The following is a 24,337-nucleotide window of genomic DNA, read 5'->3' on the forward strand; positions in this document are numbered from 1 at the left end:
CCAAAAAGATCCTAGAACCCGACGACCGACTGGGGCCAGATACTCCGCAGCCCCGCACCAAGAGGGTTGAACTGCTCGCGGACTGTCACGACTGCTCGACCCTGGACCGGGGAATCCGCCGGCTGATGGTTGGCCTCCGCAGTAAAGGGACGTACGTCCGGGGCGGTGTTGGCCTCGCCGGCACCATTGGTCGGGGCGGTGATTTGAGCAGTCATTTCGGTCGCCTTCCTGGAAGTTCCCATCAACTCCAATAGCTGATGGTTCAACCATCGGGCAGCGTCCTCAAGAACGACGCCGGGTCATCTCAAGATTTGCTCAAGGTTTGGGACCGGCCACCTGCTGTGCCATTAACTGCTCGATGTCCGCGAAGCTCATCCCGGATGCGATCGCCAGGTCCGGCAGGCCTGCTCCTGCCGTCACTGCGCTTCGCATGGCCTGGGCCAAGGACTCCTCGGCCTCATCCATTTCCCACTGGAGACCCTCCACTCGGGCGGCCGCCGTCCACACCAGGTCAAGAAGCCCGGTTCTTTTCGACGGCGTGGAAACAGGGGCTTCCTTCAAGATTTCCGGAAGAGTCGCGTCCTTCGTCCCGGTCATAACCACTGCAGTCATTTGGTACCCCTCCCGTGAAGATGTGTCTCGATAAACTAGTTATATGGCAAACTAACTACATGCGCCAGCGCCTCGCATGGGCAGTGACCCAGATCACAGGATTTCGAGCGTGAGGAATTCCCTGGCACGCACGTCTTATTCATGACGGCGCACAACAAGCGCCGCACAACAGACAAGGAGCCATCGCCATGACGATCCAAACGCACACCCCCGCTGACGTTCCGGCCAAGAACACCAAAAACAGCTCTGTATCGACTGTGGACGCTCCGGAAAGGGACAAGGGCAAGGACGGCCGAGGCGCAACCACGGTCGCGGACGGCGTAGTCGCCAAGATTGCCGGCATCGCCATCCAGGAAATCCCTGGCGTACACGCCCTGGGCGGCGGCGCCGCCCGCGCCATCGGCAACCTGCGGGAGAAGGTCGGCCAGAAGGACCTCACCCAGGGCGTCAACGTGGAAGTGGGCCAAACCCAGGTAGCCGTCGACGTGACGCTGGTAGTCGAATACCCCCACCCGCTCCAGGAAGTTGCGGACAACGCCCGCAATGCCGTCTACACCGCGATCGAGGACCTCGTGGGCATGGAAGTCACCGAGGTCAACGTCACCATCACGGACATCCACGTTCCGTCGGAAGACGCGGACGCTGACGACATCGAGCGTGAGCCGAGGGTCGCATGAGTCCCACCATCGCCGGCCTGGCAATAGGGGCAGTCCTCGCCCTGGCAGGCCTGGCCTTCGGATTCTGGGGTCTGCTGCTCACGGCACTGTTCATGGGGGTCGGTGCGGTGCTGGGCCGTTCCGCCGAGGGAAAGCTTGACCTTCGCGGGGTGCTTGATGCCCTGCGGGGCAAGCGTTCCTCCTCATGAACCGGGCAGCTGCCGGCCCTCGGCCTGGCATGGACGCCGGGGACCGGGCCGGGCACAACCGCCTCACCCACACCGCCATCCGCAAGACCGTGGAATCGGTCACCGCCAACGCGTTCCGGGTGGCCACGGGCAACGTGTCAGCAACGCTGGACGACGACGCCGGGAAGCTCGGCGTCAGTGTGTCCGTCAAGCTGGCCCTCCCCCAGCTCCTGAAGCCACGGAACGGTGGGGACACGGTATTCGAACAGGCCCAATCCGCCCGGGAGCAGATCGTGGCGCGGGGGCGGGAAATCACTGGCCTGGACATAGGCCGGGTAGACATCCGCCTCACCGGCGGGAAGGCCGAACAGCCCAGGGAAAGGAGAGTGGAATGAGCAGTGGAATCAGCAAGGACACGGCAAGCCGCCGTCTGATCAGACGCGAAACCCACTCCTCGAGGGCGGTCCCGTCAATCGTGGCCGCGTCCCTCCTGATAGCCGTCTTCCTGTGGCTGGCACTGGAATCAGTGTTGTGGCTGCTCAAGGACCAGCCGGTGCTCGCCAGCCCGGCCCAGATGCTCCGGTGGCTGATTGAGCTTCCGGCCAACACCACACAGGCAGGCATGGTGGCGGCCGGAGCCGGACTGGGAATCGTGGCACTGCTGCTTCTTGGACTTGCCCTTGGCAGCGGCCGCAAGCAACGCCGGGCCCTCGGCAGCGCACGCGCCGCCGTCGTGGTGGATCACGAAGTCATGGCGGCGGCGGTTTCCAAGGCGGCCCGACGCGCCGCAGGCCTGGCCCCGGGCCAGGTGACCACCACCGTTGGCGGACGTTCCGTACGCGTCCAGGTGCGTCCGACGTCGGGCGAACCACTGGCGGTGGAAGACATCCAGGCAGCGGTCGACGGCGAACTGGCCGCCTACGCGTTGGACCGCCCCGTCAGGTCCAGCGTCCACATTCTGAACGAAGGAGCGGTAGGGCAATGAGAAACACGAACCGGGCCCTCAACCGGATCCTGCTCACCATCCTGGGGATCATCCTGCTGGGCGCCGGCGCCGCACTCATCGCGGCCGGCACCCTCCCCGGGGCCGCAGGTTTCTGGGAAACAAACCTCTCCTCTGTTCGGGAGCACGTGCGCAACCTGGCGGGCACCGCCCCCTTGCCGGACCCGGTTCGGAGCTGGTGGCTGGCGCTGGGAATTGCCGTGCTGCTGGCCGGTGCGGTCCTTGGCGCAGCGTGGCTGGCGTCGCAGGGTGGCGGAAAGACACCCCGCCTGGCCGAACGCTCAGAGGGCAACGCAGGCCGGACGGTCGTGGACGCGGGGCTGGTTTCCGCAGCCATCAAGGAAGCCCTCAACGGAAACCCCGACGTGCTGGCGACCTCCGTTTCAGCCTGGGAATCACGCCGCGGAACGGCTCTGCGGCTGCGGCTCGAAGCCCGCAAAGGCGCATCCCCCCGGGATATCGGCGACACGGTGGAACAACTGCTCCAGGAAATTGATGCCTGGCTGGGACATCCGATGCCCGTCCTGGTGCGAATCACCAGCGGCACCCGGACACAAGTGTCCTCATCACGGCGCGCCCGGTGACAGTCAGCCAAAGTACTCCACGTAAACAAACTGCACGGCAACTCAGAGCCGCGCACCGAAAAGAAAAGGGAACACCATGGGAATCAACGACAAGATCAACAATGCCGCCACCGAGCACCTTGGCGCCGCCAAGGAGGGCGCCGGTAAGCTCACCGGCGATTCCACCCTCGAGCGGGAAGGCCAGCAGGATCAGGCCCAGGCCAAGCTCCAGCAAGCCGGCGAGAAGGTCAAGGACGCTGCTGCCGACATCACCGGGAACATCAAGGACGCTGCCCGGAAGCTCAAGGAAGGCTTCACCGACAAGTAGGACGGGAGCAGGGACGGTTCCGCTTCATGGCGGGACCGTCCCTGCCCATCCGAGGATCAGCCGGACTCACACCACTTGAAAGGCAGAAACGTGACTGGTTCACCTGCGGTTTCGCCCACCGCACAGCAGCAGCTGGACCTCGTGCCGGACGCGTTGCTCGCAGGCAGGGCAGCAGATGGTGATACTGCCGCTTTCGAAGCACTCGCCCGGCGCCATGGTCCATTGATGCGGGCCACTGCACGACGACTCACGGGCACCTTGGCTGACGCGGACGACGTCGTCCAGGAAAGCCTGATGCAGGCCTGGAAACAGCTGGACCAACTCCGTGATCCCGCAGCGGTGAAGAGCTGGTTGCTCCGCATTGTGGGCACGCGCAGCATCGACCACCTGCGAAAACGGCGCAACCACCTGGCCCTGGACGATCTCGAAAACCACGTCGATGCCCCGTCCGGCCAACGGACCCCGGACCCGGAAAGCACCGCCGTCAATGCCTCCCGGGTGGATGCGTTGAAGTCGGCGCTCGCCCGGCTTCCCGAGGAGCAGCGGCGCTGTTGGGTACTCAAGGAATTCAATGACCTGAGCTATGAGGAGATTGCGCTGACCTTGAATATCAGCCCCGCCAGCGTCCGCGGCCGCCTGGCCCGGGCACGGATTGCCCTTGCACGCACAATGGAGGAGTGGCGATGAAAACCCCCGGCGATGCCTTGGAATGCGGACACAGTCTCGCGGAACTGAGTGCCTATTTGGACACGGGCGAGATTGCGGATCCGGCGCACTTGGACTCATGCCCTGAGTGCCAGGCCGGACTGGCCTCCCTGCGCCGGCTCTCGGAACTCGGAAATGAGTTGCTGACAGCTGACGTAGCCGACGCCGGTTCGGGCAGTGACGACTGGATGCAGACCATCCTGGACAACCTGCGCCTGGAGCTGCGGCCCGGACGGAGCATCCCGCTGCGCGCGGAGGACCCGCAGGACACCCTTTGGGAAACCGAGGGCTCGGTGTCGGCCCTGATCCGTTCGGTGGCCGATTCCTTCCCGGGAACGGCCGCGGGTAAATGCAGGTTGCTCGGCGACATTACCGTGCCGGGAGCCGGCATCACTGTGGAGGTGGAGATCGCAGTGGTCTACGGACACGCCATGGAAGAGCGCGCGGCTGCACTGCGCAACGAACTCGCGAAGGTACTGGAGGTCCAGACCGAACTGAACATCCAAGCCATCAACATCACTGTCACCGATGTGCTGGAGCTCCCCGCGCCAGCCATGACCCCGAACAAGCCAGGCATGACCCCGAACAAGGAGGACCAGCCATGACGGAGCATGTGGAAGCCAAGTCTCCCGCCCTGGCCGACGAACTGCTCGGCATCGTCCAGGCAGTGGAGGGAGTCTCAGCGGTATATCCGGCCCAGCCGTTGTGGCAGTCGATTGCCGGGGCGGCCGTGGCGGCAGTAACCGGCGAACAGTTGCCGTTGATAAGCCTGACCGGGGAAGACGGCGTGGTGGCCGTCAAAGCCCGGATCGGCGTCGGAAACCTCCTGCCGGCTCCGCAGGTGGCGCGCGAAGTAGCCGCGGCGATCCGCAGGCACCTGGGCAACGTGCCCGCCGTCGTCGAGGTTTTGGTGGCCAAAATCGACGCCTGACCGCGGCTCAACGGGAGGACGGGCTGTCCGCGTCCTCGCTCTGTTCCTCCTCGGCTGCCTGCGCGTAGGAGGCCGTGACCCTGCGGTAGACCGGGGCCAGGAAAGCAAGCAGGGCAACGACGATCATGATCAGGCCCGCCACCAGGAACACCAAGGCAATGCCCCGGGAGGTTCCTTCCCCCAGAAGCGGCGCCAACTGCGCGGCACCTTCCGCGGAGCGGGCGTAGGGGATGATCCAGAACTGGGCAATCGGTGCGATCAGGAACGCAGTGATGGGGGCCGCTGCGGATTCGAAGGCCATGGCGAAACCAAAGACCCTTCCTTGCCGTGACAGGGGCACAACTTTCTGAATGACCGTCTGCTCAGCTGCTTCCACCACCGGAACCAGTGCCATGTAGAGCCAAATCCCGGCAATGTAGAGCCAAGCCCATTCGCGGATGGTGAAGACAGCTCCGACGAGCCCCATCACCGCCACTGCGATGAGGAGGGTCCGCAAAGGGTTGGAGCCGAGCCCGAACTTTCCGATCAGCGCCCCGCCCAGGATGAAGCCGGTGGCGCCGACCGCGAACACCGTGCCCCAGATCTCCACGGGGAACATCTCCAGGCCGTAAGGGTCCATCAATGCCATGTAGACCCCGCCGATGAAATTGTTGAAGGTGGAGAAAACAATCAGGGCGAACAACCCGGAGATGGCCATGACGGCTGCCCAGGATCCGCGAAGATCGAACCCGCCGTGGGCGTCGGATGCTGCTGCCCGGACCTCCTCCGGCAGGCGCAACGTCAGCAGATGCGCGAAGGCCAGGGCTGTGAGCACCAAGGCCACCACCACGGTCCAGCCCATTCCCAGCAGTCCCACTGACAGTCCTGAAAGGACCGAGGTGACGATGAACATCAACCCCTGGACCATCCCCACCAGTCCGTTGGCGTTGGCACGCTTGTCCGGTTCGATCAGGATGGTGACCGTGGTGGACAGGGCGATGTTGCGCATGTTCTCCACCACCGCGCCGACAAGGATAATCAAGGTGAAGATCCAAAACCACGGTTGGGACAGGTCCAACAGCGCCTGTTCCGGCGTCAGCAGGAACATCACCCCGGACAGCACGAACATCACCAGCGTAAATCCGGCGGCGAAGCGCATCACCGCGAGCTTCCTGTAGCGGTCCACGAAGGTGCCGAAGCTAATGCTGGACAGCGCGATCAGCAGCATGTAGGCCCCGCCGATCACCCCCGTAGCAATCACATTGCGGGTCTCCAGGTACACCCAGAACGTCAGCGCAAACCACAGGTAGCTGGTGGTGATGTTGGCCAGGGCAGTGTTGACCAGGATCCCCGTGAAGGTCCGTGTTCTCTCCGCGGGCGTGCGTTCCGGAGGATTGACATTGCCAGTAGACCCGGCGGCGGCCGGTTCCTGCTCGGTCATGCGTCCCAGTAAACCACCGGGGCCAACCTCCCGGTAGTATCGGCAGGGAATTCAAAAGACTGCTGGGGGTTGTTTCAATGACGGAAATTCAGGGACGGCTGGCTTTCACTACGGACTTCGGCCGGGACATGGAACTCCAGGAATACGGCCTTGATCCGGCAGTGGATTCCGTCCTCCTTCCCAACGCCGCAGTCATGAGCGCCCTGCAAAACCTTGTACGGCTCGCCACTGAGCTTTGCGGTGCCCCGTTTGGGGTAGTCAATATCATCAGCGCCAAATACCAGCACCAAATCGGGGCCTGGGGCGTGGAGCCCGGTGTCTGTTCCCGGGAGGACTCGATGTGCGCCAAGGTCTTCCTCTCCCGGGAGCGGACGGTGGTGGCAGACGCTTCCCGGGATCCACGCTTTGCCGACAACCCTTTTGTCACGGGAGAAATAGGCAACGTCCGCTTCTACGCGTCGGTGCCGCTGCAAACCGAATCGGGCTTCGTGCCGGGAACCTTGTGTGTTTTCTCGGACGAGACCAAGGAACTGAGCCAGGAACAGCTCGGGATGTTGGAGGTTCTGGCCAAGCAGGTGGTTGAGCTCCTGGAACTTCAGCACCGTACCGCCCAGCTGGACCGCACCTATTCCGAGCTCAGGGCAAGCAACGCCAAGCTCGCAGGATTCGCCGGACGGGTAAGCCATGACCTGCGCATCCCCCTGACCACCATCCTCGGATACGTCGAACTGGTGGAGGACGACCCCGACATTGAGCCCAACAGCCCCGCTGCACGGTACCTGGACCGCATTGGCGCCAGCGGGCGGCGGATGCTGGGGATGCTGGAAGACGTCCTCAGCTACTCACGCGTCGGTGGCGGCATCCAGCCTGCCCGCGTCTCGCTGCTCGAGGTCACCCAAGAGGTGGTGAGGGATCTTGGAATAGAGAACGACGGAATCGTTGACGTCCAGGACATCACTGTGCACGCGGACCGTGGGCAGCTGCGGACACTCCTGCAGAACCTGCTGTCCAACGCCATGAACTACCGCAGCCCCGAGCGGGATCCCAGGGTCAGCATCAGCGGTGTTTCCAATTACCATGGCGCAACCGTCTACATCGCGGACAACGGCAAGGGCATCAAACCCGAGGACCGCCACAAAGTTCTGGAACCCCTGGTGCGGCTGCGCCGGGAAGGCGACGGCCCGGGTTCCGGGCTGGGCCTGGCAACCTGCAGCAGCATCGCGAAAGCCCACGGCGGCGACCTCAGCATCGCCGAAACCCCCGGCGGCGGCACCACTATTGCGGTGAGTTTTCCGGCCGGGACGTAGAAGCCGGGCTACTTTGCGGCCTTGTCTTTCCCAGGCTTCTTGTCGCTCTTGCCATCGCTCTTGGTCTTGGCAATGTCCGCGCCGTTCATATCTGCCGGAGACTGGCCTGAGGGGGCCTGGACGGGGAGGTCCTGAACGGGGATGCCCTGCACCACCGGTTCCGGGGCTTGCTCCGGCACCGATGTCACTGGCACGTTGACTACTTCCGCCGGCACAACCGCGGAGGGCGAAGGAGCTGCCGGCACCGGAAGGATCGGCGAGGAAGGTTGCGGATCGGCCTGCGACACACCGTTATCGGAAGGCTGGGACGGGTCGGCTGTATTGCCGGCCGAGGACAGCCCTTGGGAAAGCACCAGCAGGGCGAGGGGAATGGCCACTGCTGCAGCTGCCACACCCCGTGCGGTCTTGGGCCGCCGTTTACTGAAGTCACGGATTCCGGCAACCGTCGCCGGCTTCCTGTTCCGCGGCCGGATAGCCGCCGGTCGGGTGGCAAGGCCACCCGCATTGGGCGTCAACGCCGTCGGCGCCTGAAGCGGAGTCCGCTGCGGGACGGGCGGAAGGATCGCAGTCCTGCGCCCTGATTGGACACCCTCCTCCGACAGCGCTTGCTCCACGTCCTGGGCCGCGGGTCGTTTTTCCGGGTCCATGTCCGTCATCGCCTCCAGGAGGGAGCGCAGCGGAGCAGGCAGTTCCAGCGGAATCTGCGGGGCTCTATGAAGACGCGCCGAGGCTGTCTCCACCGGCGTACCCGGATACTCCGCATGACCTGTCAGGCATTCCAGGAGCACCAGGCCCAGCGAGTAGATGTCGCTTTTTGGCGTCAGGTGCAGGCCCTGCGCCTGCTCCGGGCTGAGGTACTGCGCCGTGCCAACGGTGAATCCGGTCGCGGTGAGGCGGTTATCGTTCATCACCAGGGCGACCCCAAAGTCCGCCAGCTTCACCGACTGAGCCAGCCCGTCGTCGTCGGACACCAGGATGTTGGCCGGCTTGATGTCACGGTGGATGACGCCGTGTTCGTGGACCTGGGACAAGGCTCCGGCGATCCGGATCCCGATCCGCGCGGTTTCGGGAACAGTGAGCGGCCCGTCGGCCAGGAGGGCGCGCAGGTCCCGCCCTTGGGCGAGTTCCATGACCAGGTAGGCACGTTCTTCGTCGTTGCGCGTATCGACGCCCGCGTCAAAGGCTGCCACCAGTCCGGGATGGTCGAAGGCAGCGAGGAGGCGCATTTCGGTTTCCTGGCGGGTGCGGAACGATTCGTCGCCGGAGCCGGGGAGGAAGATCTTCACAGCAACCTCACGGCCGAGGACCAGGTCAGTCGCCTGATGGACAGTGGACATCGCGCCGCGGCCCAGGAGGGGTCCAAGTTGGTAGCGGCCGTCGAGTGCGCCGCTTGTTTCCGTGCCGTTCACGGAATCGGGGGCGCCAGCGCCCACGGTTATTTCGTTGTAGCCCACGGTTGTCACGTCCTTTGGGACCACCTGGCGCGGCACGGACCCAATCTCTGCCCGCCGGTACCAAGTAATGCCGTCAATCACATTTCACGTAGCCGCTTGGCCGGTTGCTTCAGCCCTCGCGGCCTGAGCAACTCAGCTCAAACAGCATCATCCGGTTTCACCAGATAAGTCATCAGGATACTGATTAAATCACGGTAAGGACAATGGGACGCTTCACGAAGGGCCTCATCAGGGCGATACGCCCGTCCGCCGTCGGGCGTTTCCGTACGTGACGCAGGGAACTGCGCCCCTTTGGCCGGCAGGGCACAATGGGAAGCATGACCCTCACAACTTTCGCCCTCGTCCGCCATGGCCAGACCGACTGGAACGCGGAGCGCCGGTTGCAGGGAGCCACTGACATCCCCTTGAACGACGTCGGGCGCGGCCAGGCGCGCGACGCCGTCGCCTTCCTGTCCGGCCAGCAATGGGACACGGTAGTGTCCTCGCCGCTGAGCCGGGCGGCAGAAACGGCGGAAATCATCGCCAACGGACTAGGACTCTCCGTGGCCCGGCTGGTGCCGGACCTCACTGAGCGCAGCTTTGGGCCGGCGGAAGGTTTGCAGGCCGGACCGGAACTGGAGGCCTTGCGCATCCCCGGCGGTTTCCGCGGTGGCGAAAGTGACGACGACGCTGCCGCGCGCGGCATTGCTGCGCTGGAGTCCCTGGCCCAGGAGTTCGCAGGCAAGCGCGTTCTGGTGGTTGCCCACGGCACGCTGATCCGGCTGACGTTGAGCCGCGCGATTGGCCGCACCCTGGACAGTGTCCAGAACGCTGTGTTGAACCTCGCCCACCATCACCCTGTTGACGGCTGGCAGCTTGAGTACTTCAACGGCGAGCGCATCGCGGCAGACGTTCAGGCCTGAACAGGCCTTTCCGGAGCAAGTCTCCTGGCTTCCTCAAGCAGGCCGGCTACCCAGTCTTCCATTGCCCCACCAAGGTGGCGGGCAAGGAACGTTCCGGCTCCGGGAAGATCGAAGACTGCGATTGCCTGGTTCCCGGCTGACCCTGGCCCCGCATAAAACGTCACCTTGCCCCGATGAATCCCGGCGATGTCGAAGCAAAGCGTGGTCCTGGAATCGAGGGATGATGCCCATGCAGCGATCGACTCGGGCGTGAAGGTATTGATGGCCGCTACTCCCTTGGACGCCGACTGACCGGACGCAGGTTAAGTAGCGGAAAAGGCAGGATCGTGACGCGGAAGTCCTATTTGGCCTGAAGCCGCGACTTCAACTGTTCGGTGTAGTCCGTGTACGCCGCCGCAATTTCTTCCAGGTCCACCGTTTGCGGGAAGTCGATGACCGGCTGGCATTCGGCGAGGTAGCTGGTGGTTTCTTCCACGATCCGCTGCTCATCAATGCCTTCGAGCCCCACCTCGGCCAGGAACGCGGGATTGGTGTGGATCAGGGATTCCCCGGATTGCCCTTCCGAAGCCCAACGCACCAAGTACTCGTTCTGATTCACCAATTCGATGTCGAATGTCTGCTCCATGGCAGCAGCCTACGCCGTTGGGCGGTAGGGCCGGACCAGCCCCGCACCGGACGCAGAAAGCGCACGACGGCGGGAGGCCGCCGTCGCGCGCTTCTTCCGTTGGCTGTGGCTGCTAGATCTCGGGGCGCCGTTCGACGACGGTGTGGGGATCGCCGCGGCGCTCAACGACCGTGCGGCGGGTCCTGTTGGACATGGCGATCGAAATGATGAGGCCGATGACTCCCACCACTATCAGGATGTAACCGACCAGGACCTGGTCCAGGAAAGGGATGATTCCGGGGGCGAGCGCGAAAGCCAGAATAGCTCCGATGGCAATCAGGGCAATGGAAGAACCGATTCTCATAACGTGCTCCTCATGTATGTCCGGCGCATGTACAGGGCGTGGCCGGATCCGTGTCATCAGGATACTTATGATTTACCGTGCCCGCCAGCCATCAGAAGACACGGCTGCTAGTGGCCGTACCGCGCAGCCACCCGGCCGATGGCGTCCTCAGGGGTCGGCACAGGACCGAAGACCTGCTCCTGGCGGGTAGTGTCCGCAACATACTTCCCGGTCTCGAACCACGCCACCATGCTGGCCATATCCGCCACCAGTGGAAGGACCTTGGCGGTGACCTTGCCGAGCCCGTTGATGGCCCCGGCCGGAACGGACCGCACCTTGATCTCCCTCCCCGCCCGACGACCTGCGATTCCGGCCGCCTCCTGCATGCTAAGCGGCCGCGTCCACCCGATATCGATGCGCTCGCCGTCCACAATGTCAGCGTCAACGGCAGCTGCCAGGTAAGCGGCGAGATCGCTTGCCAAAACGAACGTCAGCCGCGCGTCCTTGGACCCGAGCCACACGAAACGCCCCTTCGCGAAAGGATCCCCGCCCATTCCCACAGCCTGGTCGAAGAACGCGCCGGGACGCAGCGCGACAAACGGTACGCCGAGTTCCTCGAACTTATCCTCCGCCAGCTTCTTGTTCCAGAAATGCGGGATCTGGGGTGTTTCGTCGCAGGTGAGAATGCTGATCAACACGAAGCGCGGCACGGAGGCGTACTTTGCAGCGACGGCCAGGTTGCTGTTGCCGTAGCTGTCGATCACCTTGGCGTTCCTGTCATTCCGGGTATAGCCGGCCGCCGTCGAAATTGCTGCGGAAACGCCCGTCATGGCCGCGATCAGCGAGGCGGTATCCAGCATGTCGCCGCGGACGACCTCAACCCCTTTGGCCTCCAGCTTGGCGGCTTTGGAGCCCGGGCGAACCAGCGCACGGACTTTCCTGCCGCGGCGCAACAGCTCATCAACCACTTGGCCGCCCAGGAAACCCGTGGCGCCAACAACAAGGACAGGCAGGTCTTCGGCCACAACTTCTCCTCAGGGATTTGTTCCTACGACAGTGGTAGCACGCACTCGAAAGCGAGACCAGACCCAAACCCCGGCGACGACTGCCGCCGTCGAGCCTCAACCAAGGAGGCCGGCGACGCAGACTAGGATCGGTTCCATGGCCAGGATCGAGGACTACGCAATCATCGGGGACCTGAACACTGCCGCCCTGGTGGGGCGGAACGGGTCCATTGACTGGATGTGCCTGCCGAGGTTCGACTCGCCCGCCTGCTTTGCGGCGCTTCTGCACACGCCCGAAGCCGGGCGCTGGCTCCTGGCACCTGCCGGCACTCCCGACGGCGGCAACAGCACCCGCCGCGCGTACCGGGAAGACACCCTCATCCTGGAGACTGTCTGGGAAGTCGACGGCGGCTCGGTGAAGGTCATCGACTTCATGCCCGTCCGCGACGACGCCGTGGACCTCGTGCGGATCGTCGAAGGCTTGTCCGGCGAGGTGGACATGCATATGGAACTCGTCCTCCGCTTCGACTACGGCAGCGTCGTGCCCTGGGTGCGTCGCAGCAAGCACGGCATCAGCGCTGTTGCCGGGCCGGATTCCGCCTACCTCACCACCCACGCCCCGCTCATGGGACGGGAAAACCGGACCTACAGCGACTTCACCGTCCGTGCCGGCGACCGGGTCCCGTTCGTTCTGCGGTGGGCACCCAGCCATGAGCGCGAACCCCGGCGCATCGACCCCCTGCGGGCGCTTGACGCCACGGAATCGTACTGGCTCGAGTGGATCGGCCGCAGCCAGATAGCTGGGAGGTACAAGGAGCCGGTCGAGAGGTCCCTCATCACCCTCAAAGCGCTCACCTACGCCCCCACCGGTGGCATCGTGGCCGCCGCCACGACGTCCCTGCCCGAACAGATAGGCGGCCCGCGGAACTGGGACTACCGGTACTGCTGGCTGCGCGACGCCACCCTGACGCTGCAATCTCTGCTCGCCGCGGGCTACACGGAAGAGGCCTCCGCCTGGCGGGACTGGCTGCTGCGGGCCATCGCCGGCGACCCCTCACAACTTCAGATCGTGTACGGACTCGACGGCGCGCGCAGGCTTCCGGAGGCCGATATTCCGTGGCTGTCCGGGTATGAAGGTTCGGCGCCTGTCCGAACCGGGAACGCGGCAGCTCCGCAGCTTCAACTGGATGTGTGGGGCGAAGTCCTGGACGGACTTTCACTGACCCGGGCCGCTTTCAAGGACACCGTCGACAATTCCTGGGACATCCAGGTGGCGTTGATGGAATACCTCGAAGGGGCCTGGAACCAGCCGGACAACGGGCTGTGGGAAATGCGCGGACCCCGCCGGGACTTCACCCATTCAAAAGTCATGGCATGGGTAGCGGCCGACCGCATGGTCAAAGCCGTGCGGACCTCCGGACTGCCCGGCCCGCATGACCGCTGGGCGGCGCTCCGCAGCGAAATCCACAATGACGTGATGACCAAGGGCTTCGACGAGGACCTCAACAGCTTCGTGCAGTCCTACGGGAGCAAGGAACTGGATGCGAGCCTGCTGCTGGTCCCCCGTGTGGGGTTCCTGCCGCACCGGCATCCGCGCGTGGCCGGGACCGTGGACGCCGTCCGGAAGGGCCTTACGGAGGACGGACTGGTTCTTCGGTACCGGACCCAGTCCGGACACGACGGATTACCTGGCGACGAAGGGGTCTTCCTGGCCTGTTCGTTCTGGCTGGTGGACGCGTTGCTTGGCATCGGGCGCACAGACGAAGCCACAGAACTCTTCGAGCGGCTGCTCAGCCTGCGCAACGACGTCGGCCTGCTGAGCGAAGAGTGGGATCCCCGCACCAAACGGCAACTGGGCAACACTCCCCAGGCGTTCAGCCACTTCCCGCTGATTCACAGTGCATTGCAACTGCACCACGGGGAGGCCCGCAAGAGCGACACCCCGTTTGGCGGCGCCGGGAGTTCCAGTGGCTCTACCCTTCGGAATGATCCCCGTCTTCAGTAGCCTCACCCTTGTGGCGCGCCTCTTCCAGATGCAGGTCAAGCTTGCGCTCGGCTTCGCGCCTGCGTTGCCCGACGGTCCGCATCTGTTGGGTTGTTGGAGCTCCCGCATCCTCTGACGCAATGCCGGCCGGCTCGGCGGGCTGGTATTTCTCTTGTTCGCCCATAGGAAGATCGTCCCATCGTCGCGGCTTTTGCGATAGCGGCAGTTTCCAGACCGGAACGGTCCTGACGTCCGACGGCGACCTCCCGCCGTCGAGCATGTCCAATACTTGGGTGCGTGGCCGGCCACGGGTAGCGTGAGCCGCAGACGAGTTGCCCCACCGCGAGCGAACGAATCCAAGGAGTTGCCCCGTGAGCAGATCCCACCACACGTCCCACCACGAACCGGACACCGCCGTCGAACTCAATCCCCTGTTCAGCAGGCCCGGAGAATCCACCATCTTTCCCCGGTTCACCCTTCCGGACGGTGAATCCCTCCCCGCCACCGCGTACCAGGTTGTCCACGACGAGGCGATGCTGGACGGCAATTCCCGTTTGAACCTCGCAACGTTCGTAGGGACGTGGATGGAAACCGAAGCGTCCACCCTGTACGCCGAGACGTTCGACAAGAACATGATCGACAAGGACGAGTACCCCCAAACCGCACTCATCGAAACCCGGTGCTGGCGGATGCTCGCCGATCTCTGGAACTCACCGGATCCCGGGAAAAGCATTGGCACGTCCACCATCGGATCCTCCGAAGCCTGCATGCTGGGCGGACTGGCCTTGAAACGGCGCTGGCAACACGCACGCCGCAAGGCCGGCAAGCCAACCGACAAACCCAACCTCGTCCTGAGTTCAGCAGTCCAGGTGTGCTGGGAAAAGTTCTGCAACTACTGGGAAGTTGAACCCCGCTTTGTGCCGGTCTCTGCCGAACATCCCATGCTGGACGGCCACGACCTGGACAAGTACGTGGACGAAAACACCATCGGGGTCGTCGCCATCCTCGGTGTCACTTACACAGGCCGTTACGAACCCGTCCAGCTGATCTCCGATGCGCTGGATGCGATCCATGCAAGCCGCGGCCTGGACATCCCAATCCACGTTGACGGCGCGTCCGGTGCGATGGTGGCACCTTTCCTCCAGCCCGAAACGGTGTGGGATTTCAGGCTCCCCCGGGTCGCCTCGATCAACACCTCCGGACACAAATACGGACTGGTCTACCCGGGCCTGGGTTGGGTGGTGTGGCGGGACGCGGATGCGCTCCCCGAAGACCTGATCTTCCACGTCAGTTACCTGGGCGGCGACATGCCCACGTTCGCGCTGAACTTCTCCCGGCCCGGGGCACAGGTCCTCCTGCAGTACTACCTGTTCCTCCGGCTCGGTTTTGCAGGGTACAGGTCCGTCCAGGCCACTTCCCGGGATGTAGCCCTGTACCTCTCCAGCGAGATTGGAGCCATGGACGCATTCACCCTCTGGAGCGACGGCTCGGATATCCCCGTTTTCGCCTGGCAGCTCACGGAGGGCTACACGGACAAATGGAACCTCAAGCACTTGTCCGAACGCCTCCGCATGAACGGCTGGCTGGTGCCCGCCTATCCCTTGCCTGATGGCCTGAGTGAGGTAACAGTCCAGAGAATCGTGGTGCGGAACGGATTCACCCGTGATCTCGCTTCCAGTTTTCTGGCCGACCTCACCAAGGCAGTGGAGTACCTGGACAGCCTCACGTCACCCATGCCCATGGACAAACAGCCTGAGGGCTTCCACCACTAAACATGCGAAGGAGAGGATTCCCATGTGCCGTCTTTTCGGGCTGCATGCAGGCGCCCAAGCAGTCCGGGCAACGTTTTGGCTCTTGAATGCACCGGACAGCCTCTCGGCCCAAAGCCGGCGGGAACCCGATGGCGCAGGAATCGGAACCTTCGACGCGGCCGGTAAGGCACACGTTTTCAAACAGCCGATGGCAGCGTGGGAGGACCACGCCTTCGCCCGTGAAGCCCGTGACCTGAAAAGCACCACGTTCCTGGCTCACGTGCGGTACGCCAGCACCGGCGCCCTCACCATGGTCAACACGCACCCATTCGAGCAGGACGGCCGGCTCTTTGCCCATAACGGGGTGCTGCGGGGCCTGGAAAAACTTGATCGTCGCCTTGTTGAGCTCGAGGCCATGGATCTGGTGCTGGGCCAGTCGGACAGCGAGCGTCTTTTCGCGCTCATTACCGCCGAGACCAGGGCCGCCGACGGGGACATCCAGGCGGGCATAGTGGCCGCCGTTGCCTGGGTAGCCAAGGAACTGCCCGTATTCAGCCTCAATTTCATCCTGACAACGGCCACGGATATGTGGGCACTCAGGTACCCGGCGACGCACGATCTCTACATGCTTGAACGCCGCCCGGCCGCCAAACCCAGCCCCCTCGACGTCCAAAGCGCACGAATCCGCTCCCACAGCTCCGAACTCTCCCGGTCCCCGCACGTCCTCCTCGCCACCGAGCCAATGGACCAAAACCCCGGCTGGCGACCCATGGCGTCGGGCGAGCTGGTTCACGTCGGACCGGACCTGACGGTGACATCCACTATCGCCTTCCCCGATGCCCCGACCTACCCGCTTAGCCTCGCCGACCTCGAACCGGCCGCGGCAGCGTCGCAGGCACGGTGACCCCGGCTGCCTTAGTCCGCACTTTTGGCGAGCAGACGACGACGGCGAGCTGCCGCTGTCGTGGGGCTGGTTACCTGTGCCTGGTCAGGCAGGGCACCCGCCAACGATGGCGTTGATGGCTTCTGCAGCCGTCGGAGCAGCGAGGTCCGGTGCGGGAAGCCCCTCAGGCCAGGTCTTGCCTCGGGATACCCAAGCGGTTTTCAGGCCTGCTCCGCTGCCGCCCAGGATGTCCGCCGTCGGGTGGTCGCCGATCATCCAGCCGCCGCTCAATGACTCCCCTATGCGGTCGGCAGCGAGGCGGAAAATCCCAGGGTCCGGCTTCTTTACTCCTGCGGCCTCGGAAATAACTACGTCGTCAACGTGCGGTTCGAGGCCGAGGCTGCGGACTTTGAGCGCCTGCTGCGTCGTCGCGCCGTTGGTAACGATGCCCACCTTCCAACGCGCTTCACGGGCGTTCCGAAGGGCGACCACGACAGTCTCATCCAGTGTCATCAAGGGCACGTGGTCAAAGAGCAACATCTTCATGAGAGACGTCGGTTCCGGCGAGGCATCGAAGCGCTCCCCAATGGCACGCACCAGGGAATCACGGGGTTCGTAGCCGTCCCTGTCCAATTCAATGAGCCACGCCGTGTCCTGTGCGGATCCCCCGAGCGCACCAACAAAGGAAGAGGCCCAGGTGTTGAATGCTGCTGCCCTGTCCACGAGGGTATTGTCGAGGTCAACAAGCAGCAGCATTCCCCCAGAATACGATCCCGGAAGGCCGGGGCGGCAGCCTGCCGTGCGGTGTGCTGGAAGTTTGTCCACATACGGTGGGGCTGTCCACATACGGTGGTTGAGGGCTTCTGGCGTTCTTGAGGGTCTGACAGGCTTGATCCATGGATGGGATTGGGCAGCTCGTGGGACCTGGGACAGCGTCTCCTGGTCATGATGGAGCGCGTTCAGACCATGAAGGAACTCCCTCATCAGGCCTGCTTCATGGCAGGGTGCCATCGTCCGTTGCCCAATGCCCTTCCGGCGACTTGCCCCGGCCATCCCTAAACGACGGTAGAGATGCCCTTCTCCTGGCACAGACGGCGCTCGGTTCTTATCTTGACGATGCTTCCGAGGCGTTGGTCGAGCTGGGTAGTTCGGTCGCTGCAGATACCCGCTTGTTTGGCTTTGGGGAGGCTGCTGATTTTGCGGGCCGGGTAGAGGATCTGTCTCGGCAGCTGGAGTACGTGCAGGTCGTCGCGGCGCAGGCTGTGGAGCGGACCCGGACCGAGGCGCAGCGTGCGGTGCCGGCACAGCAGCCCGGACAGTCCCCGGCGTCCGGCGCCCAGGAATGGCGGACGGGGTGGACCGAGCCCGCCGGTGAGTCAGAAGGTGGCGTCGGCGGTGACTCCGTCCCGGCTGCTGCTGATGGTGGTGGTGGCAGTGTTTTGGATGATGGGTACCGGAACGCGGCGGAGTTCCTCCGGGCCCGGTTGAGGATCGGGATCGGCGAAGCACGGCGCAGGCTCGCCCTCGCCACCGATGTCCTGCCCGGGGCCGGAATAACCGGCCAGGAAATCCCGGCCCGTCGTCAAAGACTCGCCGACGCCCTCCACACCGGACAGGTCCCGTCCCGGTCCGCGACGATCATCAGCACCGCCCTGGACAAAGCCCAACACTTCACCGACCCGGACACCCTCACCGGCATGGAACACGCCCTCACCACCACCGCCACACAGTCCGACCCCGACTTCGTCACCAAAATGGCCAACCGCTGGATCGACCACATCGACCAAAACGGCCCCGAACCCACCGAAGAAGCCCTCCGCCATGTCCAAGGCGCGTTCCTCCGACGCCGACGCCGCCACGGACTCCACCACCTGGAAATCTTCGCCACCACCGAACAATACGAAACCCTCACCACCGCCATGAACGCCGCCACCAACCCACGACTCACCAACACCACCGGCCCTGACCAAGGCGCGGTTCAAAGCACGGTTCAGGGCACTGCCCTAGGCGCTGACCACGGCACGGCTACCGCGTCGGCACCGGCTGCAGGTGATCCGAACCGTGCGGGCCCCGGACTGGACCGGCGCTCCCGCGCCCAGAAACTCCTCGACGGCCTCATCGGAGCCTGCGCCGTAGCCATGACCACCGGGAAACTGCCCAGCAACGGCGGACTCCGACCCCAACTCACCGTCACCATCGACCACCACGAACTCTTCCAACAACTCACCCACACCACCACGAGCGCCACAAAAGAAACCAACACCCCGAAGCAGCCGGGCCCCCGGAACACTGTCAGTACCGGCACCGCGACCTACACCGGTCCGATCCACCCCAACACCATCCGCAAAATCGCCTGCGACGCCGACATCCTGCCCGTCCTGCTCGGCACCGACTCCCAAATACTCGACATCGGCCGCACCACCCGGATCTTCCCACCCCACATCCGCAAAGCCATCACCGCCCGCGACGGCGGCTGCGCGTTCCCCGACTGCACCCTCCCCGCACCCTGGTGCGAAGCCCACCACATCACCTACTGGTCACAAGGCGGCACCACAGGAACAAACAACGCCACCCTGCTCTGCTCCCACCACCACCACCTCATCCACAAAGAACACTGGCGCATCACCATCCAAAACGGCGTCCCCTGGTTCATCCCCCCACCCCACATCGACCCCCACCAAACACCCCGACGCAACCACCACCACACACCACCAAAAACATGACACCGGGCGATAAGCCTGATCAAACCGCTCCGCAAAAAGTCAGATGAGGAGTGCCCGTGGGAAACGCGACGCCAAGCACCCCTGACGCGGACTCAACCAGGGTGGCCGTGTAAGGTCACGGCGATGGTGGTCGCGTTCAGGGCGAAGGATGACGGCGGGCTGGCTCCAGGACCCGGGCCTCACACCTCAGGCCACGGAATCAAGCCCAGCCGGAATCAATGCGAGGTGGGCCAGCCCGTGTACGACTCCGCCAGGTACGCCTTGGCATGCTCGGACGTAACCACCGAGTGCAGCTCACCGAGTTGGCGGGCGCGGTCGAAATCGTCGGCTCCCGGGACGGTGTGCAGCATGGACGTCATCCAATAGGAGAAGTGCTGCGCCTTCCAAACTCGGTCCAGGGCGCGATCACTGTAGGAGTCCAGGAGGGCCGTGGAGCCGTTGGCGTAGAAGGAGTCGAGCCCTTCGAAGAGCACTTTGACATCATGGATGGCCAGGTTCAGGCCTTTGGCCCCCGTCGGCGGGACCGTGTGGGCGGCGTCGCCTGCGAGGAAGAGGTTGCCGTGGCGCATGGGCGTGTGCACGAAGCTGCGGAACGGCAAGACCATCTTCTCCAGGACCGGGCCTTCCTTGAGCTCGAACCCGTTGCCATTGACGCGCTTGCGGAACTCGGTCCAGATTCGTTCGTCGTCCCAGTCGGCCACGTTTTCCTTGGGATCACATTGGAAGTACATGCGCTGCACCGTCTCGGTGCGCTGGCTGATCAAGGCGAAGCCGTCTTTGGAATTGGCGTAGATCAGCTCGTCGGCGCTGCGGGGTGCTTCTGCCAGGATGCCGAACCACGCAAACGGGTACTCGTGGAAATACCACTTGCGATCAGCTTCGGGGATCTGGAAGCGGCAGTGGCTGCGGGATCCGTCGGCACCGACGAGGAAGTCAGCCTGGATCTCGAACTCCTGCCCTTCCGAGTCAGTGAACCAGACCTTCGGTTTGCCTTCGAGGTCATGCACGGTGGTATCCGAGACGCTGTACATGACGTCGCCGCCGTCAGCCTCCCGACGGGCGGCGAGATCCATGAAAACGTCTGTCTGCGGGTACAGCCACACGGACTCGCCAACGAGTTCCTTGAAATTGATGCGGTGGCTTTCGCCGTTGAAGCGCAGCTCGATGCCGTCGTGCCGGTCGCCCTCGCGGAGCACTCTGTCCGACACTCCTGAGTCGACCAGCAGGTTCACCGTGCCGTGCTCCAGGATTCCGGCGCGAACTGTTTCCTGGATGTCCTTGCGGCTGCGGATTTCAACCACCACAGAGTCGATTCCCTGCCTGGCCAGCAGATGGGAAAGCATGAGCCCGGCAGGGCCTCCGCCCATGATGGCTACCTGGGTGCTGATGGGTGTGCGTGTCATGATTCCTCGCTTCGTTGCGGATCCCCGCGCTTCGAACGGCTGGGATGAGCTTGGAATCAGTGTGGCCCGAACGGAGTGACTGGCGTTACATCACTTCCATTGAACGGAAGTTGTGATTGTTATCGCCCAGCTGGCGTCCGATGCCACGTGCCGCGGTCTGCAACGCCGGCACCAGCGCTTGGAGCCGCATCTCGGCCAAAGGAACCACCACCCCGAGGGCCGCCACCGTCCGGCGCTTACTGTCCAGTATGGGCACAGCGATTCCCCAGGTATCCGGATCAACAACGCCCGCCAGCTGGGCATAGCCTTGCTGCGCGGCTTCGGCCAGGAGATGACGCACGACGTCGGCGGTAACCTTTCCCGCCGGGTCCCGGAAGTGCTTGAGGTACTCCGCCTGCAGCTCCCGTGGTTGGTTGGCCATGAGGGCCAGGCCGGCAGACGAAATATGGACGGGCATCCGCCCGGCGACCCGCGCCCTGTTGGCCACGGACCCGCGCCGGGAAAGGCGCTCCACGAACAGCGCTTCCCAGCCTTCGAGGATGGCCAGGTTGACGTTCTGGTTGAGGACCTGCTGAATGTCCTCCATGAACGGCATGGCAGCCTGACGCAGGGCCAGCGTGGGCGAATTGCGGTTCACCAGTTCCCATAAGCGCAGCCCGAGGCGCACCGTCCCGCCCGCGCCAAGATCCAGCAGCCCCTGCTGGGAAAGCTGGCGGACCAGGCGGTGGGCGGAGGACAACGGAAGGCCCGCCCGTTCAGCGAGTTCCGTCAGCTGCAGCGATGTCACGCCCTCGGGAAACGCCGCGATCAACCGCACGACGCGTTCGACCACGGAGTCGCCGGATGATGAGTTGGCCACCGTTCACCACCTTTCTGAAAGCGCGTAAGGGACGACGCACGAAACTGCGCGATGGCACCAAGCTGACGCCATCCACCGAAATTATCGATTCCATTCAATGGTAGGACGTGTGCCACGTTACAAAGAGTGGTGATAAAACTCTCGTAACTAACCGGACGTTCAGGCGACCGGAACCCTAGCAACGAGGACGCTATGCCAACGATGTCATCTGCCCGCCGCTCCCAATGGCCCGTGTGGCTTTGCTGGCTGGCCATGGTCCTGGACGGTTTCGACCTTGTGGTCCTCGGGACCGTTATTCCAACACTGATCAAGACCGGGGAACTAGGTTTTGACGCCGTGGGAGCCACGTTCGCAGCCACCATCTCCCTGGTCGGCGTTGGCTTGGGAGCGCTCTTCATTGCACCGCTCTCGGACAAGTTCGGTCGCCGCAGGCTGCTGATCGCCTGCGTGGCGGGCTTTTCGGTTTTCACCATCGCCGTGGCGTTCGCCCCCAATGTGGCGGTTTTCTCGGCGATGCGTCTCCTTGCAGGCCTCGGCCTTGGTGCGTGCCTGCCTGCAGCCCTGGCGTACATGAACGACTACGCCCCTTCCGGTACGGCAGGAAAATCCACCACCAGGACCATGACCGGATACCACGTGGGCGCCGTGGCCACCGCGCTGCTGGCCATCATCATCGTTCCGAACTGGCGTCTCATGTTCATCATTGGTGGAGTCGCCGGGCTGGTGCTCCTGCCCTTCCTGTGGGCGAAGCTTCCCGAGTCGCTGCCTGAAGCAGCCCCGGCCCAAGCGGGCGGGGCGCCCAAGCCCGCAGCCGGCGTCGCGCGTTCCGCAAATCCCGCAGCCAAGAACGGTTTCCGGGACCTGCTCCAAAAGCCGTATCCGGTAGTCGCCCTGGGAATTGGCGTGGCGTCATTCATGGGATTGCTGCTGGTTTACGGCCTCAACACCTGGCTGCCCCAGCTCATGGCTGCCGCCGGATATCCGGTCAGCACGGGCCTGACACTGCTGCTCGTCCTGAACCTCGGGGCTGTCGCCGGGCTGTTCCTGGCCGGGGTCCTGGCCGACAAGCACGGGACCAAGAAAATCGTGCTGCTCTGGTTTGGGCTGTCAGCCGTCTTCCTGGCCATCCTGAGCGTCAAAATCCAGAACGAATTCCTGCTCAACGCCGCCGTGTTCGTTACGGGCATCTTCGTGTTCAGTTCACAGGTGCTGGTCTACGCCTGGGTGAGCCAGTTGTTCCCGCCACGGCTCCGCGGAACGGCCCTCGGCTTCGCTGCCGGAGTGGGCCGGCTTGGTGCCATTGTCGGCCCAGCCGTGACAGGAACCCTGGTTGCGGCCAACATCGCGTACCCGGCGGGCTTCTACGTGTTTGCCGCCGCCGGCGTGCTGGCTGTCGTGGCGCTGGTCCTGGTCCCGCATGAGGTCAAAAACAGCGAGGAAACCGTCACGGCCGACCACTAAGCGATCCTTGGATTCCAAGGACTCCGGTGGAGGGACTCCGTGGTACCCAGCAACTGGGGCACGGCGTCGAAACAGCGGTCGCTGGACTTCCTCAGCTCCGGGAGCGCCGCTACCGCCGAGTCGAAATGATCCTCACGAATCATCATCTCGATGGCCCGGCACTGGCTTTCAGTTTCCACCGCGCCCACCATGGCCGAGGAGATCTTGAGGCTAAGGACCGCGTCCATGCTGGCGTCGAGGTCGTGCCCGCACAGTCCGTTGGAAAGCCTGAGGATCCTTTCGGGCAGCATGGTGAGGTACGTGGAGAGGAAACGCAGCGCCAGCCGGGAGTCGCCCAACTCCTCGGCCAGCGCTTGCAGCTTGCAAGGTTCCAGCGGACTCGGCCCCGGGTGGGGTGCCGCCCGGTCACTCACCGCTTGCTGCCTGGGGCTGTGCGACGCCTTCCGGCGCCGACTTGCTGGGGTCTTTCGTCCAGATGGAGGCCAGCATCCCGATGACCAGGATGGCTGGTGCGCCGTACATCAGGGTGTTAAGGACCATCGGTTCCCGGATGGCCCTGATCGCGTTGCCGACATAGGGGATGGTGGCGACCTGCTTGTCCACGGTCTTGCCCTGAAGTGTGGCGATCCAGGGATCGATGCCGTTGTTGGCGTCGCCCTTCGTCTGGACAGCTACCCCGCCGTCCGCCGTGGTGGTGATTTCGGTGATGCGGTGGGTTTCCACCCGCTGGTCTTCCACCGGAATGTGGTAGGTGATGATGTCGCCCACTTTGACGTCCTCGATGGGCGTCGGCACGGTCACCACCACGTCACCGGGGTTGATCAGGGGAGCCATGGAACCGGTCAGCATGGTGGAGGTCTGGTAGCCAAAAACGCGTGGCCCGATCGCGAGGAACAGGAACACCAGCGCGCCAAGGACCAGCAAGGCCACGGCAATCACCTTAGCCACGGTGCCGGTAACGCGGCGGATGGCACTTTTGGGGGCAGGGGCTTCAGCCCGGGTTTCGACGACAGTTTCGACGGCAGCAGATTCGACGGCTGCAGTTTCGACGACGGCGACGGCGGCCGGCTGTGAGGCAGCGGCCCTGGAAGCCGGGATGTTCGCAGCGGAACGCCGGCCATGGAGTGCTGGTCCGTTGAGGGTCTCGATGGTGCTCATGTCCTGGCGTTCCTTTCATTCAGTGGGCAAATCATTCAGTGCGGTAAATCGTTCAGTTGGTGCTGCACCGGCGGACCTGATCGGGCAGGGGGGCG

Annotated in this window: 29 protein-coding genes; 16 read left to right on the plus strand and 13 right to left on the minus strand. The window is 64.0% G+C overall.

Going from position 1 to position 24,337, the window contains the following annotated elements; genetic code table 11:
• Positions 1–11: 11 nt before the first annotated feature.
• On the minus strand, positions 12–215 hold the full coding sequence (locus JMY29_RS18985) for a hypothetical protein (RefSeq protein WP_026267449.1): 204 nt from the start codon (positions 213–215) through the stop codon (positions 12–14).
• 100 nt (positions 216–315) lie between these two features.
• Entirely contained in the window at positions 316–612 is a 297-nt protein-coding gene (locus JMY29_RS18990) for a hypothetical protein (protein WP_110506052.1), read from the minus strand.
• A 188-nt stretch (positions 613–800) separates the two neighbouring features.
• Here JMY29_RS18990 and JMY29_RS18995 point away from each other — a divergent pair, with 188 nt between their 5' ends.
• From JMY29_RS18995 to JMY29_RS19035, 9 genes are all read left to right on the plus strand, one after another.
• A complete protein-coding gene (locus JMY29_RS18995; protein ID WP_039243350.1) occupies positions 801–1,289 on the plus strand; it encodes an Asp23/Gls24 family envelope stress response protein in 489 nt (162 codons plus the stop codon).
• A complete protein-coding gene (locus JMY29_RS19000; RefSeq protein ID WP_018779796.1) occupies positions 1,286–1,477 on the plus strand; it encodes a DUF2273 domain-containing protein in 192 nt (63 codons plus the stop codon). The genes JMY29_RS18995 and JMY29_RS19000 overlap by 4 nt, the downstream gene beginning before the upstream one ends.
• Positions 1,474–1,851, plus strand: a complete 378-nt coding sequence (locus JMY29_RS19005; protein WP_055973584.1) for a hypothetical protein — start codon at positions 1,474–1,476, stop codon at positions 1,849–1,851. The genes JMY29_RS19000 and JMY29_RS19005 overlap by 4 nt, the downstream gene beginning before the upstream one ends.
• Positions 1,848–2,441 (plus strand): DUF6286 domain-containing protein, encoded by a 594-nt coding sequence (locus JMY29_RS19010; RefSeq protein WP_189076780.1) that lies wholly within the window; start codon positions 1,848–1,850, stop codon positions 2,439–2,441. Before JMY29_RS19005 ends, JMY29_RS19010 begins: the two co-directional genes overlap by 4 nt.
• Positions 2,438–3,043: a hypothetical protein gene (locus JMY29_RS19015; RefSeq protein ID WP_039243352.1), complete on the plus strand. Its 606-nt coding sequence runs from the start codon at positions 2,438–2,440 to the stop codon at positions 3,041–3,043. The genes JMY29_RS19010 and JMY29_RS19015 overlap by 4 nt, the downstream gene beginning before the upstream one ends.
• Before the next feature lie 76 nt (positions 3,044–3,119).
• Positions 3,120–3,350: a CsbD family protein gene (locus JMY29_RS19020; RefSeq protein WP_018779792.1), complete on the plus strand. Its 231-nt coding sequence runs from the start codon at positions 3,120–3,122 to the stop codon at positions 3,348–3,350.
• Between the two features lie 90 nt (positions 3,351–3,440).
• The gene (locus JMY29_RS19025) at positions 3,441–4,037 is read left to right on the plus strand and encodes an RNA polymerase sigma factor (protein ID WP_018779791.1); all 597 of its coding nucleotides are present in this window, start codon (positions 3,441–3,443) and stop codon (positions 4,035–4,037) included.
• Positions 4,034–4,660, plus strand: coding sequence for an Asp23/Gls24 family envelope stress response protein (locus tag JMY29_RS19030; protein ID WP_079582411.1), 627 nt, complete (start codon positions 4,034–4,036; stop codon positions 4,658–4,660). The genes JMY29_RS19025 and JMY29_RS19030 overlap by 4 nt, the downstream gene beginning before the upstream one ends.
• A complete protein-coding gene (locus JMY29_RS19035) occupies positions 4,657–4,986 on the plus strand; it encodes a hypothetical protein (protein WP_189076779.1) in 330 nt (109 codons plus the stop codon). The genes JMY29_RS19030 and JMY29_RS19035 overlap by 4 nt, the downstream gene beginning before the upstream one ends.
• Positions 4,987–4,993: 7 nt before the next feature.
• Here the strand turns inward: JMY29_RS19035 and JMY29_RS19040 are convergent, their stop codons facing one another.
• Complete coding sequence (locus tag JMY29_RS19040) at positions 4,994–6,406, minus strand: MFS transporter (RefSeq protein ID WP_079582413.1); 1,413 nt, start codon at positions 6,404–6,406, stop codon at positions 4,994–4,996.
• 77 nt (positions 6,407–6,483) lie between these two features.
• Between JMY29_RS19040 and JMY29_RS19045 the strand changes: the two genes are divergently transcribed.
• Entirely contained in the window at positions 6,484–7,713 is a 1,230-nt protein-coding gene (locus tag JMY29_RS19045; RefSeq protein ID WP_110506057.1) for a GAF domain-containing sensor histidine kinase, read from the plus strand.
• A gap of 8 nt (positions 7,714–7,721) precedes the next feature.
• Here JMY29_RS19045 and JMY29_RS19050 read toward each other — a convergent pair whose 3' ends face one another.
• Positions 7,722–9,167 carry a serine/threonine-protein kinase gene (locus JMY29_RS19050; protein ID WP_189076778.1) on the minus strand — a complete coding sequence of 482 codons (1,446 nt, stop codon included), beginning with the start codon at positions 9,165–9,167 and terminating at the stop codon, positions 7,722–7,724.
• A gap of 308 nt (positions 9,168–9,475) precedes the next feature.
• Between JMY29_RS19050 and JMY29_RS19055 the strand changes: the two genes are divergently transcribed.
• Positions 9,476–10,069 carry a histidine phosphatase family protein gene (locus JMY29_RS19055; protein WP_189076777.1) on the plus strand — a complete coding sequence of 198 codons (594 nt, stop codon included), beginning with the start codon at positions 9,476–9,478 and terminating at the stop codon, positions 10,067–10,069.
• A 340-nt stretch (positions 10,070–10,409) separates the two neighbouring features.
• On the opposite strand, the gene JMY29_RS19060 is transcribed toward JMY29_RS19055, so the two are convergent.
• The 3 genes from JMY29_RS19060 to JMY29_RS19070 form a co-directional block, all read right to left on the minus strand.
• Positions 10,410–10,694, minus strand: a complete 285-nt coding sequence (locus JMY29_RS19060) for a hypothetical protein (protein ID WP_189076776.1) — start codon at positions 10,692–10,694, stop codon at positions 10,410–10,412.
• 112 nt (positions 10,695–10,806) lie between these two features.
• Complete coding sequence (locus JMY29_RS19065) at positions 10,807–11,037, minus strand: DUF6458 family protein (RefSeq protein WP_018779783.1); 231 nt, start codon at positions 11,035–11,037, stop codon at positions 10,807–10,809.
• A gap of 107 nt (positions 11,038–11,144) precedes the next feature.
• Positions 11,145–12,041, minus strand: coding sequence for an SDR family oxidoreductase (locus JMY29_RS19070; RefSeq protein ID WP_039243358.1), 897 nt, complete (start codon positions 12,039–12,041; stop codon positions 11,145–11,147).
• A 136-nt stretch (positions 12,042–12,177) separates the two neighbouring features.
• Here JMY29_RS19070 and JMY29_RS19075 point away from each other — a divergent pair, with 136 nt between their 5' ends.
• Positions 12,178–14,025 carry a glycoside hydrolase family 15 protein gene (locus tag JMY29_RS19075; protein ID WP_018779781.1) on the plus strand — a complete coding sequence of 616 codons (1,848 nt, stop codon included), beginning with the start codon at positions 12,178–12,180 and terminating at the stop codon, positions 14,023–14,025.
• Here the strand turns inward: JMY29_RS19075 and JMY29_RS19080 are convergent.
• Positions 13,994–14,188, minus strand: coding sequence for a hypothetical protein (locus tag JMY29_RS19080; RefSeq protein WP_026267446.1), 195 nt, complete (start codon positions 14,186–14,188; stop codon positions 13,994–13,996). The two genes, JMY29_RS19075 and JMY29_RS19080, sit on opposite strands and share 32 nt — an antisense overlap.
• 187 nt (positions 14,189–14,375) lie before the next feature.
• Here JMY29_RS19080 and JMY29_RS19085 point away from each other — a divergent pair, with 187 nt between their 5' ends.
• Both JMY29_RS19085 and JMY29_RS19090 read left to right on the plus strand, forming a co-directional pair.
• Positions 14,376–15,776 (plus strand): glutamate decarboxylase, encoded by a 1,401-nt coding sequence (locus JMY29_RS19085; RefSeq protein WP_189076775.1) that lies wholly within the window; start codon positions 14,376–14,378, stop codon positions 15,774–15,776.
• A gap of 22 nt (positions 15,777–15,798) precedes the next feature.
• Entirely contained in the window at positions 15,799–16,659 is an 861-nt protein-coding gene (locus tag JMY29_RS19090; protein ID WP_018779779.1) for a class II glutamine amidotransferase, read from the plus strand.
• An 84-nt stretch (positions 16,660–16,743) separates the two neighbouring features.
• Here the strand turns inward: JMY29_RS19090 and JMY29_RS19095 are convergent, their stop codons facing one another.
• Entirely contained in the window at positions 16,744–17,394 is a 651-nt protein-coding gene (locus JMY29_RS19095) for an HAD family hydrolase (RefSeq protein WP_189076774.1), read from the minus strand.
• Between the two features lie 140 nt (positions 17,395–17,534).
• Between JMY29_RS19095 and JMY29_RS19100 the strand changes: the two genes are divergently transcribed.
• Positions 17,535–19,361 carry an HNH endonuclease gene (locus JMY29_RS19100; protein WP_407673012.1) on the plus strand — a complete coding sequence of 609 codons (1,827 nt, stop codon included), beginning with the start codon at positions 17,535–17,537 and terminating at the stop codon, positions 19,359–19,361.
• Between the two features lie 215 nt (positions 19,362–19,576).
• Here JMY29_RS19100 and JMY29_RS19105 read toward each other — a convergent pair whose 3' ends face one another.
• Both JMY29_RS19105 and JMY29_RS19110 read right to left on the minus strand, forming a co-directional pair.
• Entirely contained in the window at positions 19,577–20,764 is a 1,188-nt protein-coding gene (locus tag JMY29_RS19105) for a 4-hydroxybenzoate 3-monooxygenase (protein WP_189076547.1), read from the minus strand.
• Positions 20,765–20,849: 85 nt separating this feature from the next.
• Complete coding sequence (locus tag JMY29_RS19110; protein ID WP_064723925.1) at positions 20,850–21,623, minus strand: IclR family transcriptional regulator; 774 nt, start codon at positions 21,621–21,623, stop codon at positions 20,850–20,852.
• Positions 21,624–21,815: 192 nt separating this feature from the next.
• On the opposite strand from JMY29_RS19110, the gene JMY29_RS19115 reads away from it, so the two are divergent.
• A complete protein-coding gene (locus JMY29_RS19115) occupies positions 21,816–23,084 on the plus strand; it encodes an MFS transporter (RefSeq protein WP_055975570.1) in 1,269 nt (422 codons plus the stop codon).
• Here the strand turns inward: JMY29_RS19115 and JMY29_RS19120 are convergent.
• Entirely contained in the window at positions 23,081–23,497 is a 417-nt protein-coding gene (locus JMY29_RS19120; protein WP_018780357.1) for an Hpt domain-containing protein, read from the minus strand. The two genes, JMY29_RS19115 and JMY29_RS19120, sit on opposite strands and share 4 nt — an antisense overlap.
• Entirely contained in the window at positions 23,490–24,242 is a 753-nt protein-coding gene (locus JMY29_RS19125; protein WP_189076548.1) for a signal peptidase I, read from the minus strand. Before JMY29_RS19125 ends, JMY29_RS19120 begins: the two co-directional genes overlap by 8 nt.
• Positions 24,243–24,337: the final 95 nt, after the last annotated feature.

Source organism: Paenarthrobacter nicotinovorans, from assembly GCF_021919345.1.
GTDB lineage: Bacteria > Actinomycetota > Actinomycetes > Actinomycetales > Micrococcaceae > Arthrobacter > Arthrobacter nicotinovorans.

Excerpts from the sequence above, each read along its gene's own strand:
- JMY29_RS18985 (WP_026267449.1), bottom strand. The coding sequence starts at position 215 with ATGACTGCTCAAATCACCGCCCCGACCAATGGTGCCGGCGAGGCCAAC.
- JMY29_RS18990 (WP_110506052.1), bottom strand. The coding sequence starts at position 612 with ATGACTGCAGTGGTTATGACCGGGACGAAGGACGCGACTCTTCCGGAA.
- JMY29_RS18995 (WP_039243350.1), top strand. The coding sequence starts at position 801 with ATGACGATCCAAACGCACACCCCCGCTGACGTTCCGGCCAAGAACACC.
- JMY29_RS19000 (WP_018779796.1), top strand. The coding sequence starts at position 1,286 with ATGAGTCCCACCATCGCCGGCCTGGCAATAGGGGCAGTCCTCGCCCTG.
- JMY29_RS19005 (WP_055973584.1), top strand. The coding sequence starts at position 1,474 with ATGAACCGGGCAGCTGCCGGCCCTCGGCCTGGCATGGACGCCGGGGAC.
- JMY29_RS19010 (WP_189076780.1), top strand. The coding sequence starts at position 1,848 with ATGAGCAGTGGAATCAGCAAGGACACGGCAAGCCGCCGTCTGATCAGA.
- JMY29_RS19015 (WP_039243352.1), top strand. The coding sequence starts at position 2,438 with ATGAGAAACACGAACCGGGCCCTCAACCGGATCCTGCTCACCATCCTG.
- JMY29_RS19020 (WP_018779792.1), top strand. The coding sequence starts at position 3,120 with ATGGGAATCAACGACAAGATCAACAATGCCGCCACCGAGCACCTTGGC.
- JMY29_RS19030 (WP_079582411.1), top strand. The coding sequence starts at position 4,034 with ATGAAAACCCCCGGCGATGCCTTGGAATGCGGACACAGTCTCGCGGAA.
- JMY29_RS19035 (WP_189076779.1), top strand. The coding sequence starts at position 4,657 with ATGACGGAGCATGTGGAAGCCAAGTCTCCCGCCCTGGCCGACGAACTG.
- JMY29_RS19040 (WP_079582413.1), bottom strand. The coding sequence starts at position 6,406 with ATGACCGAGCAGGAACCGGCCGCCGCCGGGTCTACTGGCAATGTCAAT.
- JMY29_RS19045 (WP_110506057.1), top strand. The coding sequence starts at position 6,484 with ATGACGGAAATTCAGGGACGGCTGGCTTTCACTACGGACTTCGGCCGG.
- JMY29_RS19055 (WP_189076777.1), top strand. The coding sequence starts at position 9,476 with ATGGGAAGCATGACCCTCACAACTTTCGCCCTCGTCCGCCATGGCCAG.
- JMY29_RS19060 (WP_189076776.1), bottom strand. The coding sequence starts at position 10,694 with ATGGAGCAGACATTCGACATCGAATTGGTGAATCAGAACGAGTACTTG.
- JMY29_RS19065 (WP_018779783.1), bottom strand. The coding sequence starts at position 11,037 with ATGAGAATCGGTTCTTCCATTGCCCTGATTGCCATCGGAGCTATTCTG.
- JMY29_RS19075 (WP_018779781.1), top strand. The coding sequence starts at position 12,178 with ATGGCCAGGATCGAGGACTACGCAATCATCGGGGACCTGAACACTGCC.
- JMY29_RS19080 (WP_026267446.1), bottom strand. The coding sequence starts at position 14,188 with ATGGGCGAACAAGAGAAATACCAGCCCGCCGAGCCGGCCGGCATTGCG.
- JMY29_RS19090 (WP_018779779.1), top strand. The coding sequence starts at position 15,799 with ATGTGCCGTCTTTTCGGGCTGCATGCAGGCGCCCAAGCAGTCCGGGCA.
- JMY29_RS19095 (WP_189076774.1), bottom strand. The coding sequence starts at position 17,394 with ATGCTGCTGCTTGTTGACCTCGACAATACCCTCGTGGACAGGGCAGCA.
- JMY29_RS19100 (WP_407673012.1), top strand. The coding sequence starts at position 17,535 with ATGGATGGGATTGGGCAGCTCGTGGGACCTGGGACAGCGTCTCCTGGT.
- JMY29_RS19105 (WP_189076547.1), bottom strand. The coding sequence starts at position 20,764 with ATGACACGCACACCCATCAGCACCCAGGTAGCCATCATGGGCGGAGGC.
- JMY29_RS19115 (WP_055975570.1), top strand. The coding sequence starts at position 21,816 with ATGCCAACGATGTCATCTGCCCGCCGCTCCCAATGGCCCGTGTGGCTT.
- JMY29_RS19125 (WP_189076548.1), bottom strand. The coding sequence starts at position 24,242 with ATGAGCACCATCGAGACCCTCAACGGACCAGCACTCCATGGCCGGCGT.